At 35.5% G+C, this 16,047-nt stretch carries 16 protein-coding genes; 5 read left to right on the top strand and 11 right to left on the bottom strand.

Features of this window, described 5'->3' with window-relative positions:
* Positions 1-71: 71 nt before the first annotated feature.
* The gene (locus ABJ955_RS02220) at positions 72-2,702 is read left to right on the top strand and encodes a valine--tRNA ligase (protein WP_347372973.1); all 2,631 of its coding nucleotides are present in this window, start codon (positions 72-74) and stop codon (positions 2,700-2,702) included.
* A gap of 64 nt (positions 2,703-2,766) precedes the next feature.
* On the opposite strand, the gene ABJ955_RS02215 is transcribed toward ABJ955_RS02220, so the two are convergent.
* From ABJ955_RS02215 to rsfS, 6 genes are all read right to left on the bottom strand, one after another.
* A complete protein-coding gene (locus ABJ955_RS02215; protein WP_347372972.1) occupies positions 2,767-3,033 on the bottom strand; it encodes an acyl-CoA-binding protein in 267 nt (88 codons plus the stop codon).
* Positions 3,033-3,683 carry a phosphatidylserine decarboxylase family protein gene (locus tag ABJ955_RS02210; RefSeq protein WP_347372971.1) on the bottom strand — a complete coding sequence of 217 codons (651 nt, stop codon included), beginning with the start codon at positions 3,681-3,683 and terminating at the stop codon, positions 3,033-3,035. Before ABJ955_RS02210 ends, ABJ955_RS02215 begins: the two co-directional genes overlap by 1 nt.
* A complete protein-coding gene (locus ABJ955_RS02205; protein WP_347372970.1) occupies positions 3,673-4,506 on the bottom strand; it encodes a phosphatidate cytidylyltransferase in 834 nt (277 codons plus the stop codon). The genes ABJ955_RS02210 and ABJ955_RS02205 overlap by 11 nt, the downstream gene beginning before the upstream one ends.
* A gap of 1 nt (position 4,507) precedes the next feature.
* Positions 4,508-5,119, bottom strand: coding sequence for an LUD domain-containing protein (locus ABJ955_RS02200; RefSeq protein ID WP_347372969.1), 612 nt, complete (start codon positions 5,117-5,119; stop codon positions 4,508-4,510).
* A gap of 88 nt (positions 5,120-5,207) precedes the next feature.
* Positions 5,208-7,163 carry an ATP-dependent zinc metalloprotease FtsH gene (gene ftsH, locus ABJ955_RS02195; RefSeq protein ID WP_347372968.1) on the bottom strand — a complete coding sequence of 652 codons (1,956 nt, stop codon included), beginning with the start codon at positions 7,161-7,163 and terminating at the stop codon, positions 5,208-5,210.
* 15 nt (positions 7,164-7,178) lie between these two features.
* The gene (rsfS, locus tag ABJ955_RS02190) at positions 7,179-7,550 is read right to left on the bottom strand and encodes a ribosome silencing factor (RefSeq protein ID WP_347372967.1); all 372 of its coding nucleotides are present in this window, start codon (positions 7,548-7,550) and stop codon (positions 7,179-7,181) included.
* A gap of 88 nt (positions 7,551-7,638) precedes the next feature.
* Between rsfS and ABJ955_RS02185 the strand changes: the two genes are divergently transcribed.
* A complete protein-coding gene (locus ABJ955_RS02185) occupies positions 7,639-8,370 on the top strand; it encodes a biotin--[acetyl-CoA-carboxylase] ligase (RefSeq protein ID WP_347372966.1) in 732 nt (243 codons plus the stop codon).
* 12 nt (positions 8,371-8,382) lie between these two features.
* Here the strand turns inward: ABJ955_RS02185 and ABJ955_RS02180 are convergent, their stop codons facing one another.
* Entirely contained in the window at positions 8,383-8,775 is a 393-nt protein-coding gene (locus tag ABJ955_RS02180; protein ID WP_347372965.1) for an SRPBCC family protein, read from the bottom strand.
* A 43-nt stretch (positions 8,776-8,818) separates the two neighbouring features.
* On the bottom strand, positions 8,819-9,460 hold the full coding sequence (gene pyrE / locus ABJ955_RS02175) for an orotate phosphoribosyltransferase (protein ID WP_347372964.1): 642 nt from the start codon (positions 9,458-9,460) through the stop codon (positions 8,819-8,821).
* 7 nt (positions 9,461-9,467) lie between these two features.
* On the opposite strand from pyrE, the gene ABJ955_RS02170 reads away from it, so the two are divergent.
* Positions 9,468-10,097 carry an NUDIX hydrolase gene (locus ABJ955_RS02170; protein WP_347372963.1) on the top strand — a complete coding sequence of 210 codons (630 nt, stop codon included), beginning with the start codon at positions 9,468-9,470 and terminating at the stop codon, positions 10,095-10,097.
* On the opposite strand, the gene ABJ955_RS02165 is transcribed toward ABJ955_RS02170, so the two are convergent.
* On the bottom strand, positions 10,059-11,792 hold the full coding sequence (locus ABJ955_RS02165; RefSeq protein ID WP_347372962.1) for a M14 family metallopeptidase: 1,734 nt from the start codon (positions 11,790-11,792) through the stop codon (positions 10,059-10,061). The two genes, ABJ955_RS02170 and ABJ955_RS02165, sit on opposite strands and share 39 nt — an antisense overlap.
* 237 nt (positions 11,793-12,029) lie before the next feature.
* Here ABJ955_RS02165 and ABJ955_RS02160 point away from each other — a divergent pair, with 237 nt between their 5' ends.
* The gene (locus tag ABJ955_RS02160) at positions 12,030-12,875 is read left to right on the top strand and encodes a T9SS type A sorting domain-containing protein (RefSeq protein ID WP_347372961.1); all 846 of its coding nucleotides are present in this window, start codon (positions 12,030-12,032) and stop codon (positions 12,873-12,875) included.
* 242 nt (positions 12,876-13,117) lie between these two features.
* On the opposite strand, the gene rho is transcribed toward ABJ955_RS02160, so the two are convergent.
* Positions 13,118-14,809 (bottom strand): transcription termination factor Rho, encoded by a 1,692-nt coding sequence (rho, locus tag ABJ955_RS02155; RefSeq protein WP_347372960.1) that lies wholly within the window; start codon positions 14,807-14,809, stop codon positions 13,118-13,120.
* A 200-nt stretch (positions 14,810-15,009) separates the two neighbouring features.
* Here rho and ABJ955_RS02150 point away from each other — a divergent pair, with 200 nt between their 5' ends.
* On the top strand, positions 15,010-15,420 hold the full coding sequence (locus ABJ955_RS02150) for a DUF4293 domain-containing protein (RefSeq protein WP_347372959.1): 411 nt from the start codon (positions 15,010-15,012) through the stop codon (positions 15,418-15,420).
* A gap of 108 nt (positions 15,421-15,528) precedes the next feature.
* Here ABJ955_RS02150 and ABJ955_RS02145 read toward each other — a convergent pair whose 3' ends face one another.
* Positions 15,529-16,020, bottom strand: a complete 492-nt coding sequence (locus ABJ955_RS02145) for a metallophosphoesterase family protein (protein ID WP_347372958.1) — start codon at positions 16,018-16,020, stop codon at positions 15,529-15,531.
* Positions 16,021-16,047 lie beyond the last annotated feature (27 nt).

Raw genomic sequence — 16,047 nt, 5'->3', positions numbered from 1 at the left:
TAACTTATTCCTTTTATTATCCTGTAGATATATTTACTTTTGCATTGATTACTCAAATATTAGACCAAAGTATGGCAATAGAAGCAAAATATAATGCAAAAGAAATTGAAAACAAGTGGTATAGCTACTGGATGGAAAACAATTATTTCCATTCTGAAGTTGATGACAGAACGCCATACACCATAGTCATTCCGCCGCCAAATGTTACTGGGGTGCTTCATATGGGGCATATGCTTAATAATACCCTACAAGATGTTCTAATTCGTCGCGCCCGTTTACAAGGGTTTAATGCGTGTTGGGTACCCGGTACAGATCATGCTTCAATTGCTACGGAAGCAAAAGTTGTTGCAAAATTAAAAGCCGATGGAATTGACAAAGCCAAACTTTCTCGTGAAGCGTTTTTAGAACACGCGTGGGAATGGACTCACAAACATGGTGGGATAATTCTTGAACAACTAAAAAAACTAGGTGCTTCGTGTGATTGGGAACGAACCAAATTCACAATGGATCCAGAAATGTCTGCTTCTGTAATAAAAGTTTTCGTGGATTTGTATAATAAAGGAAACATCTATCGAGGCTATAGAATGGTAAATTGGGATCCACAAGCGAAAACAACCCTTTCTGACGAAGAAGTTATTTATGAAGAAAAACAAGGAAATCTTTATTACTTAAACTATAAAATTGAAGGAAGTGATGATACATTAACCATTGCTACCACCCGTCCTGAAACTATTTTGGGAGATACCGCAATCTGTATAAACCCAACTGATGCGCGTTTTGCTCATCTTCGTGGTAAAAAAGCAATTGTTCCGGTATGTAATCGAAGTATTCCAATCATTGAAGACGAATACGTAGATGTTGAATTTGGTACAGGATGTTTAAAAGTTACCCCTGCACATGATGAAAATGACAAGATGCTAGGGGATAAGCACAAGCTTGAAATTATTGATATTCTTAACGATGACGGTACTTTAAATAGCTTTGGGCTTCATTATGAAGGGAAAGATCGTTTTGTGGTTCGCAAGGAAATTGTAAAAGAACTGGAAGCGATGGGCGTAGTTTCAAAAATAGAAACGCATATACATAAGGTAGGAACCAGTGAGCGCACAGGAGCAGTAATAGAGCCAAAATTGAGCGACCAATGGTTTTTAAAAATGAAGGAATTAGCACAACCAGCTTTGGATGCTGTTCTTGAAAAAGATGTAAATTTAGTTCCTGAAAAGTTTGTGAACACGTACCGTCACTGGATGGAAAATGTACGCGACTGGAATATTTCACGCCAGCTCTGGTGGGGACAACAAATTCCGGCTTATTTTTATGGAGATGGGAAGGAAGATTTTGTGGTTGCCGAAACTATTGAAGAAGCAGTTGAACTTGCAAAGAAGAAAACCAACAACCAGCAGCTAACGACCAACAGCCTAAAACAAGATCCAGATGCCTTAGATACTTGGTTTTCTTCTTGGTTATGGCCTATAAGTGTTTTTAATGGAATCTTGGAGCCTGATAATAAAGAAGTAAATTATTATTATCCAACCAACGATTTGGTTACTGCGCCAGAGATCTTATTTTTCTGGGTAGCACGAATGATTATTGCCGGGTATGAATATAGAAATGAGAAACCTTTTACAAATGTTTATTTAACGGGGATTGTTCGGGATAAGCAACGTAGAAAGATGAGTAAGTCTCTTGGTAATTCTCCAGACCCAATAGATTTAATGAACGTTTACGGAGCTGATGGTGTGCGTGTGGGGATGCTTTTAAGTTCGCCAGCAGGGAACGATCTAATGTTCGATGAAGACCTTTGTAAGCAAGGAAGTGCATTCGTAAATAAAATTTGGAACGCCTACCGTTTAATAGAGGGGTGGGAGGTTTCTGTCGCAATGGAACAGTCGCAAAGCGATGTTATTGCAATTCAATGGTTCCGAAGTAAATTTCAAAAAACCCTTGCCGAGATTGAAGACCATTATGGTAAATATAGAATTAGTGATGCTTTAATGGCAACCTATAAACTGGTTTGGGACGATTTCTGCTCATGGTTGCTAGAAATGGTAAAACCACCATTCGGTGAAAAAATCTCTGAGAAAACTTATTTGGAGGTTATATCCCTCTTAGAGGATAACCTAAAAATACTGCACCCTTTTGTGCCTTTTATTTCAGAAGAAATTTGGCAACATATAGCAAAACGTGAGGCTGCTGAGGCATTGATTGTTTCTGAATGGCCTAAGGCTGAGGAATATAACGAAGCGGTAATTAAAAACTTTGAATTTGCTTCTGAAGTAATTTCTGGAATTAGAACGATTCGTAAAGAGAAAAATATTTCTTTTAAAGATACAATCGAACTTTCGGTTTTAAATAAGGAAAATGCTTCGAAAGATTTTGATACTGTGATTTCAAAATTAGGGAATATTTCAACATTAAATTACATCTCAGAAAAGCTGGATGGGGCCCTTACTTTTCGTGTAAAAAGCAATGAATATTTTGTCCCAATTACAGGGGCGATTAACATTGAAGAAGAAATAGAAAAGCTTTCCGAAGAATTAAAATACACCGAAGGTTTCCTAAGGAGTGTACAAGGTAAGCTTAAAAATGAGCGGTTTGTAAGTGGTGCTCCTGAGCAAGTTGTAGCACTTGAAAGACAAAAAGAAGCAGATGCGCTTGCAAAGATTGAAACGTTAAAAGCAAGTTTGTCGGGTTTAAAGTAAATATAAAACGCCCTTATAGCTATTGAGCTGTAAGGGCGTTTTTTTAAGTTATTTTAAAAGTATTTTATTTTCTATATAAGAAATAATGGTTTACTGCTTCAACATAAAGCGTTTTGGCTTCGTCTGGAGTTAAATTTTTTGCTTGAAAAAGGGCGTTGGTTTTAAATGCAGTTATCAATGGATTGTTGCTGCTGGGTAAGTCTTGATCGCCTGTAGCTTTTTTGTAATAGGAGTAAAGGCGTAATAAAAAATCTGCTGGGAAAGGCTCAGTATGCTCGTTTATACTAGCTACAGCAGTTCTAAAAGCGATGTCTAATTCTTCCGAAGTCATTATTTTTCTGCAATTATAGAAATACCTCCTTTTACCTTTTGGTTCAGTTGAACGTTTACTTTGGTGCCAAGCGGGAGAAAAACATCCACGCGGGAACCAAATTTTATAAAACCACTATCGCTGGCTTGTGAAACTTCAGTGTTTAGTTTAGCGTAATTAACAATACGTTTTGCTAAAGCTCCGGCTATTTGGCGGTATAAAACTTCCCCAAAAGCTTCATTTCTCACAACAACTGTGGTGCGTTCATTTTCTTCAGATGATTTTGGATGCCAAGCAACTAAGTATTTTCCAGGGTGGTATTTACTATAAACTACTTTTCCTCCAACGGGGTATCGAGTTACGTGGACATTTATGGGAGACATAAAGACAGAAACCTGTAATCTTTTATCCTTGAAATATTCTTTTTCAAAAACTTCCTCAATAACTACAACTTTTCCATCAACAGGAGAAAGAACATTCTCTGGTTGTGCCAAAAAATTTCTTTTAGGATTTCTAAAAAACTGTAATATAAGTAGCAAGAGAACTATTAATGAAATAATAATACCGCCCCGAATGGTAGTGTTTTCAACAAAAACATTTGCTAAAAGACTAGCTCCGATAACGATTACCAGTGCTGTAAAAATAATTTTAAAACCTTCTTTATGAAACATTGTCAACTATCAATAAAAATGCATAAACAAATGGGCTTGCGTAAATAATGCTGTCTAGCCGGTCATAGAGCCCTCCGTGGCCAGGCATAATAATACCGCTGTCCTTAACACCGGCCTGTCTTTTAAACTTTGATTGAATTAAATCGCCTATAGTTCCAAAAACGGCAACTATAATAGCCATTGTAATCCAAACCCATAGTGGATATTTTTCAGCATCCATGGGGCTGTAATTTTCCAATAACTTAAAGATAACAATCCCTGCTAAAAGAGCACCCATCATTCCGCCCACAAAACCTTCAATGGTCTTTTTGGGAGAAATACGCTCTAAGAGTTTATGTTTTCCAAAGTTTTTTCCTACAAGATAAGCAAAAGTATCGTTACACCAAATGAGTATAAAAACTGCTACTATGAGTTCTGGCATAAATGGGCCATCCACATCCATAATAGGTATAAGTGTAAGAAACACAAAACCGCTAATAATATATAAAATTACGGTAATGTATTTCTTTTTTTCAAACATGGGGATTTTACTTGTCCACAAGACGTCTTTAAGTAGAAAGAGGTTTACAAACCCGCTTAAAATTAAGAAGAGATACACCGCATTAATATCAAAAACACGATAACTTAAAAAATAAAAAGCTGCTGCTAGTAGGAAGTATGCTAAGTAACTTGTTAAATGTACAAGCTTTAGGTATTCACTTAGTGTGATGACCGCTAGTACAAAAAAAAGCCCCATAAACCATTCACGAGATGTGAACATTGCAAAGATGATGATCGAAATGTATAATACGCCCGAGAGGGTTCGTACAAGAATTTCCTTCATATTATAAGTCTTCCAGTAACAACAAATATAGGTTTTTTGTGCTACTTCCATAACTCATAAAATCTTTTTCTTTTTCAGTTTCAAAGTCTTGAATGGTAGTAATGTTACTAGGAATGTAACCTGTACTTTGGTTTTTTATGTTTCTTAAACCTTCACTTATGGTGTCTACAAGCTGACTTGTAGTGGCAAAAACCACAAAGTTAGAGGGGAGTTCATTTAGTTTTTTTTCTTTAATTTGATTGGAAGAAAGTAAAATGGACCCGTTGTTTGACACTAACGATTCACAGGTAGAGAGAAAAAAAGTGGCTTCGATATTTTTGACGAAATTAAGGTTGAAGCCATCAAATTTTTTGCAAAGTTGTTCATTTATACAATAAACATCCTGCTCATACCAATCGTTTTCCAACATTATATTATCAAAATACTCCTTTACTTCTTCCCAGTTTTCACAATAGATAAATTTACCTCCATTTTTTTTAAAGTTAAAGGTAAATTTTTCGTCAATAGGAAGTTTTTGCTCAGGGTAATAGCTGCTATGGTCAACGTTGTCGGCACGCTTGGCCTTCTCGTCTGATTTATAGTTTGGATTTAAAAGTCTTTTAAATAGACTCATTAATACGTCGTTGAGGAGTTTATAAATACGTCAATCATCAAATATATAAAATCTATACTGAAGTTTTATAGCTTAAAACTAAAAAGACCTAATTTGTTGTAACTCTTGTGGCTTCTTCTGGTGCTTGAAAAGGACGATCTCCAAATATTTTTTGAAGATTGTCTTTGAAAATAACTTCTTTTTCAAGAAGTACATTTGCCAATTCTGTTAGCTTGTCTTTGTTCTCTTCCAATAGTTTTATAGCTCGATCATATTGACTTTCTATGAGTAATGAAATCTCCTTATCAATAAGTTCAGCAGTTTTTTCACTATAAGGTTTAGAGAAATTATATTCAGATTGTCCGCTGCTGTCATAATACGTAAGGTTTCCAATCTTATCATTCAAGCCATAAATAGTAACCATAGCTCTCGCTTGTTTGGTTACTTTCTCCAAGTCACTCAATGCGCCAGTAGATATACGATTAAAAATAACTTTCTCAGCAGCACGTCCTCCAAGAGCAGCACACATTTCATCGAGCATTTGTTCTGGGCGAATAATTAGCCTTTCTTCGGGTAGGTACCAAGCGGCACCTAAAGATTGCCCACGTGGCACAATAGTAACTTTCACTAAAGGCGCGGCATGCTCGAGCATCCAGCTTACAGTTGCGTGACCGGCTTCATGGTATGCAATGGCGCGTTTTTCGTCCATTGTCATTATTTTATTTTTCTTTTCAAGCCCCCCTACAATTCTATCTACCGCATCAAGAAAGTCTTGTTTTCCTACAGATTTTTTACCATTACGAGCAGCGATAAGTGCGGCTTCATTACATACATTAGCAATGTCGGCGCCAGAGAATCCTGGTGTTTGTTTTGACAGAAAATCAGTGTCTAGATTATCATCCTTTTTTATTGGACGCAAATGCACTTCAAATATCTCTTTGCGTTCACGCACGTCTGGAAGATCCACATAAATTTGTCTGTCAAATCGACCAGCACGCATTAATGCTTTATCAAGCACGTCTGCACGGTTGGTTGCAGCAAGTACAATTACGTTTGTATTTGTGCCAAAACCGTCCATTTCTGTTAACAATTGGTTTAGGGTGTTTTCACGTTCGTCATTACTTCCTGAAAAATTATTTTTTCCACGCGCACGACCAATAGCGTCTATTTCATCAATAAAAATAATTGCTGGAGATTTGTCTTTCGCTTGTTTAAAAAGATCACGTACACGTGATGCTCCTACCCCTACAAACATTTCAACAAAGTCTGAACCTGAAAGAGAGAAGAAAGGAACTTTAGCTTCGCCGGCAACTGCTTTTGCTAATAATGTTTTTCCAGTTCCAGGAGGGCCTACTAATAGTGCTCCTTTTGGAATTTTTCCTCCTAATGAAGTATACTTGTCTGGGTTTTTAAGAAAATCTACAATTTCTTGTACTTCTTCTTTGGCGCCTTCTAGGCCAGCTACATCCTTAAATGATGTTTTTACATCTGTCTTTTCGTCAAAAAGCTTTGCTTTCGATTTTCCAATGTTAAACAATTGCCCGCCTGCACCGCCACCAGCACCTGATGACATTCTTCGCATGATGAATATCCAAATTCCGATGATGATTACAAAGGGTAATATGCCCATTAAAATATCTCCCCAAACATTACTGTCGGTATCAAAGTTTAAGGTTGTTGTTAGATTGTTTTCAGCTCTTATTTCTTGAAAATCATTTTGAAATAATTGTAAGTCACCAAATTCAAACTGATAGTCTGGGTCGTTTGGTCCTGGCGCTAAAAAAGAAGGTGTATTGCCCTTTTTTGCATGAATCTCTTTTTCTTTTGCAACATCAGTAAGGTAAACTTTTGCAATTTTTTTATTAATAACGTCTACTTTTTCAACATCACCATCTTTTAAAAATTCTTCAAATTTTGCTTGATTTGTTTTCGCAGGCTGAGACCAGCTTCCTCCACCAAAAATATTCAGTCCTAAAAAAAGTAGGGCTATAGCAATATAGATCCAATAATAAGTAGCCTTCGGCTTTTTGGAATCGTTCTTTTTATTTTTATTTTCTTCAGCCATAAGGCAAATTTCTTTTTAATTAGTTGTTTCTATTTTAACTGATTTTGCATCTCCCCAAAGCCCTTCAATATCATAAAACTCACGAATATGCTTTTGGAATACATGAACAACTACGTGCACATAATCCATTAGTATCCACTCTGAGTTGTCGCTTCCTTCAACGTGCCAAGGTTTTTCCTTTAAAGCTTTGCTTACTGATTTTTGAATAGAGTTTACAATGGCATTTACTTGTGTGTTTGAAGTACCATTGCATATTATAAAATAGTCACAAACTGTATTTTCTATTTCTCTGAGGTCAAGAATTTCAACATCTTTTCCTTTTACGTCTTCAATCCCTCGTATTATTTGAGTAATAAGTTGATCTGTTCCTGCTTGTTTTTTCTGCATTAATTATATTTCTTTACTTTTCGCAAAGTTATTACTTTTTTGTTTCTTGAAGCGCCTTAAACGCGTAATACTAATCTTAATTATCCTTTTGAACTTAATCAAACTTAATGCCATCGATTCTACCAACACTTACTTAAAGCGGTTGGCAAAAGAAACGTATCAAGAAGACAAAACGGTTGTGGTGGCTGAGAGCCAACTTTCTGGACGTGGACAAATGGGTAATGGATGGCTTTCTAGAGAAGGTCAAAGCCTTACTTTTAGTGTGTTAAAGCGCTTTGAAGCTCTTGATGTGGAAAAACAATTTATGATATCTATGGCGGTTTCGTTGGGCATTTCGGAAGCAATAAAAGCGCTTCAAATTCCAAATATTGCAATAAAATGGCCAAACGACATATTGTCAGCCAAAAAGAAAATAGGCGGCATTTTAATTGAAAATATATTGGAAGGCAGTAATGTAAAGTACTCCGTAATAGGAATTGGTATAAATGTAAATGAAACTGATTTTCCTGCTTTACCGCAAGCAAGCTCTTTTAAATTGGAAACAGGGAAAACGTTTCAGTTAGCAGAAGTATTACAACTACTTTTAAAAACGATTTTCAAAAACTTAGAAAATCTTTCAGCTAAAGATTTTTTAGAACTGAAAACTCATTATGAAAAAGATTTATTTAGAAGAGATGTGGTTTCTTTTTTTGAGAAAAATAACGGCCTCGGTTTTAATGGAATTATAAAAGGTATTTCAGATAGTGGTGAACTTTTGGTGGAAATAGAAAATAATTCCCTGCAAAAATTTCAACTCAAAGAAGTGAAATTAATATACTAAAACTGAAATTGTTTAAAGCTGCTCTAAATTTGATGCAAGTGTTTCAATAAATTTAGAAATAGGTCCTTTTACCATCATTGCCATCATCGTATTGAATTCGCCTTCAAAAAGTAATTCTACCGTTGAGGTGTTTTCCGAAATTTCTTCAATATTTCCGGTTAACGTGAAAGGAATTTTATCGCTAATAGCACCCAGAACAACTTTGTTTGGTTTTTCAATATCTTTTACTTCTAGCGCAATTTCGGGCATTCCTTTTAAAGCAAAAATGAAGGCATTTTCTCTGATAACCTCAAACTTACTAATGTTTTCAGGCATTAATGTTTCGAAATTCTTTACATCGGTTAAAAAATCACAGAGTGCTTCAGCAGATTTTTGAACGGTTACTTTTTTACTATTTAATTTCATCGAAATTATTTTTTTATTCTTAATTGCAATTTTTTATCAGCTATTATCTTCCCCAAACAGCAGGGTTTTCACGCCATTCTGAAAGTAATTTTGCTTCGTCAGCGTTTATGTATTTTGATCTTTCAGCTTCCTCAAGTAATGTTTCATAATTGCTGAGGGTATTCAAAATAACGCCTGCATTTTTAAAATTTTCATCCGCAATATTAAAACCATAGCTAAAAATAGCTAACATTCCTTTCACGGTCGCATTGGCTTCATTTAATGCCTCCACGGCCATTAAACTACTTTTTCCAGTGCTAATAAGGTCTTCCACAACTACCACATTTGTATTTGGTTCTAAATAACCTTCAATTTTATTTTGACGTCCATGCCCTTTTGCTTCTGGACGTACATAGCAAAAAGGAACGTTCAAATAGTCTGCCACTAATGCGCCAATACCAATTGCTCCTGTAGCTACCCCAGCAATCATTTCGGGCTTTCCGTAGATTTCTTCAATCTGTTTAGCAAGGTTTTCACGAATGTAATTTCGTATTACTGGATACGAAAGTGTGATGCGGTTATCGCAATAAATTGGAGATTTCCACCCAGATGCCCATGTAAAAGGGTTTTGTGGTTGTAATTTTATTGCATTAATTTGCAATAGTAACGCAGCGGTTTTTTGTGCCGTTTCTTTGTTTAATATCATTGTACAAATGTATAAAGTTTTTGTAAAAGAAATCCCTATTATTCTATCTACAAAGAAAAATATTGGGGAACACTATACTACCATTCCTTTAAAACAGGCACGTTTTAAAAAGTTGGTGAAAAAGATAAACAACGGCGAACTGCTCTATGTGAACCTCTATCATAAAAATGCGGAAAAACTAGAGCTTTTTCTCCGGAAGAAAATTAAAGTTGTTGAAGCCGCTGGTGGAATGGTTTATAATAGCAAAAAAGAAATTCTTTTTATTCGTCGCAATAAAAAATGGGATCTTCCAAAAGGAAAAATCGAAAAAGGGGAAACCCATGAAGCTGCAGCAATACGCGAAGTAATGGAGGAGACTGGGGTGCAAAATTTAGAAATTCGTGATTTTATGATGAAAACCTACCATGTTTTTACACGAAATAATAAGTTTCGATTGAAAATAACATATTGGTACGAAATGTTTAGTGATTATGACGGCCCACTTGTTCCCCAACCCGATGAAGGGATTAAAAAAGCAAAGTGGAAGAATTTTGAAAAATCACAGAAAGCACTGCTCGACTCATACGAAAATATAAAGTTGTTATTTCCTAAAGAATATTTAACCACCCACTCGAACGATAGGATAACGAAGATGTGATTTTTCATAATTAGGAGATTTTTTATGAATCCAATCTAATTGTATATACCAGTTTCTTTCGAAAGCTGGTTCAGTGCGCTTTTTGTTTTCAAATTCATTTTTGATAACTGGATTCTCATTTAGAAATTTTTCAGCCATATCCTCCCATACATACGGTGAAAAACCTTCTTTTTGCTGAAGAATTGCATCAAAGAAATTCCAATTAAAAAAAGAATCAGTTGCTGTGGGCTCCAGTGTTTCCAGTACATAACGAACGCCTTTTTGTTTTGTTTTTACAAGGAAATCCCCTTTTTTTACAGCAACATGTTCTGTGTTTTTTGTTACTTCAGTTTTGTAATGAAGGTAATGCCCTTCAAAGGGGGTTTTAACGGTTTCGTAATTGCTAATTCGATATACTTCAGCAGAAATAATTGTGTCTTTTTTAAATTCAGAAAACTCGATTTTATTCAATTTAAGAAGCTCTATAATATTCCAATATCCTTTCGGAACAATATACGCAACTGGGATTTTTATAGAATCTATAGCTTTAAAATTATTGAAATACGTGATGTTTTTTGTAAAAGGTTTGTCGCGAAAATACTTTAAACGTGAAGCACCAGTAAGACTACTTGGAATCATTTTTCCTTCAAAACCCTTAAAATGGAGCGTTGTTGGTTTTGTAGAGTCAATTTGCCACGAACTAGGGTAATAGCTACCTGCTTTATATTTTTCAAAAGAATTTTTCCGAAGTAATTTTATTTTTTCGGCATCTTTTTCAGCGATTGAAATAAAGGTCTTCATTAGTTCATAGGTGCCTTCAACTCTTTGTTTGTAGGGTTTTAGCATATGTGTTTCTACCATCAATCCCAAAGCATTAAATAAAGAGGTGTAGCCTGTTGAATAGCGTGGTGAGTCCATAAACTGAGAAAAGCCAGCTTCTGGAACTTGGTTAAAAACATTTACATAGGGTGTAATATCCCATTCTTTTTGACGTAAAGAATCCTCCAATTGAGGCATTAGTGAAGTATGAAGATAATTGCCTAAATCGCCACCTAATTTATTGTGTTGTGTAAAAAGATGGGTAAGTATATATTGGTAGTCGGCTCCGTTGCTAACATGATTGTCTATGAATAAATCTGGATTGAGAAGGTGAAAAACCTCTGTAAAAGCCTTTGCGTTTTTGGTGTCAGCTTTAATAAAATCACGATTCAAGTCGTAATTTCTCGCATTTCCACGAAAACCATAGGCTTCGGGGCCATTTTGATTGGTGCGACTTGTGCTGTTTCTGTTTAATGCGCCACCTATATTATACACTGGAATTGTGGCTATAATAGTTTTTTGGGGAATAGGGATTTTGTTTTCAGCCAAATCTCGAAAAAGCAACATGGTAGCGTCAATTCCGTCTGGCTCTCCAGGATGGATGCCATTGTTAATTAAAAGTAGATTTCTATCGTTTGTGTTTATAGGATAGTTTGAAGTTAATTTACTTTTATTTTGAGGGTCGAAAACAATTAAATGAAGAGGAAACCCACTGTCGGTATTTCCTATTTCATATGAATTTATAGCGGCGTATTTTTTTGAAAGGGTTGTGTAGAATTCAATAATCTCCGTATAGGTTTCAGTTTGTTTTCCATTATGTTTTTCATAAAGCAGCTGGGTTTGGGCTTGTATAGTAAATGTGAATAACAGTGTCGATAGCGATAAAAGTAGCTTCATAAATGTGTTTTTTTTTGTAAAAACAATAGTCTTTCCTACAAATTTTAGGTGGCTAACGGGGCTAAAAAGTATAAGAAAAAGTTAAAGTTTGAAAATACGGTTTTGGTAATTGATTTGTAATGAATATTTTAAGTCTAATTGTTTTTAAAGCCTTTAAAAATGCGGTTTTTTGGCTTTTGGTTGTAAATTGTAATGTATAGTTTTGAGGCAAATTATTAATAAATTTAAATAAAAAAAATGAAAAAAATTACATTAGCGCTTGTAGCAGTTATGTTAACATTCGCAGCTCAGTCTCAAACAATTCTTACTCAATCTGCAGATCCTGTTAACGTTGTTGACGGTGGTGTTGCTTGTTGGGACAACGTTGGCTTAACATACAGCGAAAACTCTTTTTTTAGAGCTTACTATTTAACTGATTTTGGAGTAAACGGAGATTTTGCAGTTTCTGAAGTACAATATGGTCAAGGAAGTGCAGATGACGGAAAATTAATAAACTTAAACATTTATACTGCAGATACGGATGATCTTGCTGTTGCAAATTTAAACTTAATTGCTTCAACAACACATACAAGTAGCTCTGCTGATGACCTTTCTTTGGTTACTGTTCCAATGACAGCTACTATTCCTGCTGGATCTATTGTTGTATTTGAAGTAAATGCACCAAGTAGTGGAACGAACACTGGTGAAACTTTTTTCCCTGGTGTAAACAATGCTGGTGAAGATGATGATAGTTACTTATCTGCTGTAGATTGTGCTATTACAGAACCAACTACAACTTCTGCGATTGGTTTTCCAGATAACCAATACTTAATGAATGTTGTTGGTGATGATCTTCTTTCAGTTGGTGAAAACCTTGCTGAAGTAGTTTCTGTTTACCCAAGCCCAGCAACTGATGTATTGAATATTAAACTTCCTACAAATATTGAAGTTCAAAATTCTTCTTTAGTAAGCGTTCTTGGAAAAACAACAGGCGTTACATATTCAAATGGAACTATGAACGTTTCTGGAATTGCTCCTGGAGTTTATTTCCTTACTCTTGATACTAACCTAGGTAGCTACACTCAAAAAGTTATTAAGCAATAATTACTATAAAGGTAATTAACTTTTAATACAGGAAGCCCCAATCTAAATGATTGGGGCTTTTTTTATCAGGCATTCAAAATATAAATTGCTGGATAATAGAAAAGTCTCTTAGCGGTATTTATACCCCACGTAGGTTTGGTAATAAAGGGTAGTTAGGTAGAGCTTGAAAAATATATTTAACCTATAAAAAAATCCCTCAAACAGATGTTTGAGGGATTTTTATGTATAGTATTTAAGTGTTTTTATCCGTTCATGGATATTAAAAATTCTTCATTATTTCTCGTTTTCTTGATACGGTCGTTAATGAACTCCATCGCTTCTACAGGATTCATATCTGCAAGATATTTGCGCAGTACCCACATGCGTTGAATTGTATTTTCATCCAATAATAAATCATCGCGACGTGTGCTAGATGAAGTAAGATCAATTGCTGGGAAAATTCTTCTGTTAGAAATTTTTCTATCCAATTGAAGCTCCATGTTCCCAGTTCCTTTGAATTCTTCAAAAATAACTTCGTCCATTTTAGAGCCTGTTTCTGTTAAAGCAGTAGCAATAATACTTAGGGAACCTCCATTTTCAATATTTCGGGCAGCACCAAAGAAACGTTTTGGTTTGTGTAGCGCATTTGCATCTACACCACCACTCAAAATTTTACCACTTGCTGGTTGTACCGTGTTATAGGCACGTGCCAAACGCGTAATAGAGTCTAAAAGAATCACCACATCATGGCCGCATTCTACCAACCGTTTTGCCTTGTCAATTACGAGGTTTGCTACACGAACGTGTTCCGTAGCTTCCTTATCAAAGGTTGAAGCAACAACTTCACCACGTACATTACGCTGCATATCGGTAACTTCTTCTGGACGTTCATCAATTAAAAGAATGATTTGGTATACCTCAGGATGGTTTGCCGCTATTGCATTTGCAATATCCTTTAGCAACATTGTTTTACCTGTTTTAGGTTGCGAAACAATCATTCCACGCTGACCTTTTCCAATTGGGGCAAAAAGATCGATAATTCGTGTAGAAATGGTACTTTGCTTATCGGCTAGGTTAAATTTTTCCTGTGGAAAAAGCGGTGTTAGGTGTTCAAAAGAAACACGATCACGAACCACATTTGGGTTTAGACCGTTTATTTTGTTTACCTTAATTAATGGAAAATATTTTTCGCCTTCTTTTGGCGGACGCACTTCCCCCAAAACGGTATCTCCAGTTTTTAAACCGAAAAGACGAATTTGCGATTGCGAAACATAAATATCATCGGGAGACGATAAATAGTTGTAATCACTAGAGCGCAAAAAGCCGTAGCCGTCTTGCATAATATCTAGCACGCCTTCACTCTCTATAATACCATCAAATTCATAATCGGGCTCGCGGTAACGGTTTCTAGAATCTTTGTTTCCATTGTTTCTGTTATCCTGCACATTGCCATCTTTTTGTTTGTGATTTTGGTGTTTCGGCCTAGTGTCTGAATTATTTTTATCATTTCGCTGATTTTTCTGACGGTTGTCGTTATCGCCAGCGTTGGCTTTTTGATGTTGTGGTTTTTTGTCGTTCTCCCTTTTGTCGTTATTAGAACGTTTCTCCTCAGTAGGCTTGGTGTCGTTAACCTTTTTATCATCATCATTTTTTTTACTATGATGGGGTCTTGGAGGTTGTGGTTTTTTGTTTTCGTTCCTTGCAGGACGAGGCTTCGGTTTGTTCTCTTGGGAAGCTTGAGGAGAAGGAGTGGCTTTTTCTGTTTTCTTGGTTTCTAAAGAAGTTTCTTCTTTTATAACCGCCTTAACAGCCTTAGGATTTGCTGCTTGATAATCAAGGATTTGATACACCAAGTCTAATTTTTTTTGAGTGCGGTATTTAGGCACATTAAGTTCTTTAGCTATATCCTGAAGTTCAGGTAGCTTTTTGTTTTTTAATTCTGAAATTTCAAACATTTAAAAAAAATATAAGTTTATGTTGATACTATTTATTCCTGTTGAGAAGGTAAGTACGTTGAAAATTTTTTTGAAGACTAAGTAACCTTTGTTGAGTTGGTTACGAATAGATACTGCAATTATACGATAATAAATTAAATTCTACTGTTATTTTTTTTAAAAAGAAACAGTATTTTTGTTCCCGAAATTAATTTTTTAGCGTGATACAACGTATTCAAACAATATATATAATCTGTTCCATCCTTGTTATGGGGGCGCTGTATATGTGGTTTCCTGTAGTTTTAGGGGAAAATGGTGCTCCAATATTTGAACGAAGTGAACCATTATTTTTTGGACTTATTTTCGTGTCTGTTGTTTTATCAATAATTTCTATTTTAAGCTTTAAGAAAAGACAGTTGCAGTTTGTGCTCAACCGTTTAAATATAGTATCAAACTTTGTATTACTGGGAGTTTTCGTATATAGATCACTTACTTTATCCGGAGAAACATTAGTTTCAGAGAAGGGTATTGGGGTGTTTTTTCCCATCATTTCTATCGTATTTTTAGTGCTGGCCAACAAGGCCATAAAAAGGGATGAGGACCTTGTAAAATCTGTAGATCGTTTGCGATAAACCAATCTTGGTATATTAGTGCAAAACCCTCAAAGAATGCCATCTTTGAGGGTTTTTTGATTTTAATTAACGCTAAAATTCTAGCGTAGTAGCAATTTTCACTACGCATTACTCATTAAACTCAATAACTTCCAAATTCTGAATTTTTTCACCATCAATTTCAAAGCGAAGCATGGTTCGTACTTTATGAAAACCGTGTTTTCCTGCCGCACCAGGATTCATGTGTAAAAGCCCCGTAGTTTTATCGGGCATTACTTTTAGAATGTGTGAATGCCCACAAATAAATATTTTTGGTGGATTTGAATATATTTCCTGTCGAATAGCAGGATTGTATTTTCCGGGATAACCTCCAATATGCGTAATCCAAACGGCAACTTTTTCACACATAAAACGATTGTGTAGTGGAAACTCTAAACGTGCTTCAGCGTTGTCGATATTCCCATAAACGGCACGTAATGGTCTTAGCTTTTGTATGGCATCTGTTACCGAAAGATCTCCAATATCGCCAGCATGCCATACTTCATCCGCTTGCTTTACATACTTCAAAATCTTTCCATCAATATAACTGTGGGTGTCGCTAAGCAAAAGTATTTTTTTCAACTTGTGAAGTTTTGTTGTTTGGCGAAG

The sequence above is a fragment of the Aequorivita sp. Q41 genome (assembly GCF_039831855.1).
GTDB lineage: Bacteria > Bacteroidota > Bacteroidia > Flavobacteriales > Flavobacteriaceae > Aequorivita.
This window is presented reverse-complemented; position numbering and strand designations above follow the sequence as displayed.

What these genes read in the sequence shown, in the direction of transcription:
- ABJ955_RS02200 (WP_347372969.1), bottom strand. Translation starts at nt 5,119, where the DNA reads ATGAGTCTATTTAAAAGACTTTTAAATCCAAACTATAAATCAGACGAG.
- ftsH (WP_347372968.1), bottom strand. Translation starts at nt 7,163, where the DNA reads ATGGCTGAAGAAAATAAAAATAAAAAGAACGATTCCAAAAAGCCGAAG.
- ABJ955_RS02165 (WP_347372962.1), bottom strand. Translation starts at nt 11,792, where the DNA reads ATGAAGCTACTTTTATCGCTATCGACACTGTTATTCACATTTACTATA.
- rsfS (WP_347372967.1), bottom strand. Translation starts at nt 7,550, where the DNA reads ATGCAGAAAAAACAAGCAGGAACAGATCAACTTATTACTCAAATAATA.
- pyrE (WP_347372964.1), bottom strand. Translation starts at nt 9,460, where the DNA reads ATGATATTAAACAAAGAAACGGCACAAAAAACCGCTGCGTTACTATTG.
- ABJ955_RS02205 (WP_347372970.1), bottom strand. Translation starts at nt 4,506, where the DNA reads ATGAAGGAAATTCTTGTACGAACCCTCTCGGGCGTATTATACATTTCG.
- ABJ955_RS02170 (WP_347372963.1), top strand. Translation starts at nt 9,468, where the DNA reads ATGTATAAAGTTTTTGTAAAAGAAATCCCTATTATTCTATCTACAAAG.
- rho (WP_347372960.1), bottom strand. Translation starts at nt 14,809, where the DNA reads ATGTTTGAAATTTCAGAATTAAAAAACAAAAAGCTACCTGAACTTCAG.
- ABJ955_RS02210 (WP_347372971.1), bottom strand. Translation starts at nt 3,683, where the DNA reads ATGTTTCATAAAGAAGGTTTTAAAATTATTTTTACAGCACTGGTAATC.
- ABJ955_RS02220 (WP_347372973.1), top strand. Translation starts at nt 72, where the DNA reads ATGGCAATAGAAGCAAAATATAATGCAAAAGAAATTGAAAACAAGTGG.
- ABJ955_RS02215 (WP_347372972.1), bottom strand. Translation starts at nt 3,033, where the DNA reads ATGACTTCGGAAGAATTAGACATCGCTTTTAGAACTGCTGTAGCTAGT.
- ABJ955_RS02160 (WP_347372961.1), top strand. Translation starts at nt 12,030, where the DNA reads ATGAAAAAAATTACATTAGCGCTTGTAGCAGTTATGTTAACATTCGCA.
- ABJ955_RS02180 (WP_347372965.1), bottom strand. Translation starts at nt 8,775, where the DNA reads ATGAAATTAAATAGTAAAAAAGTAACCGTTCAAAAATCTGCTGAAGCA.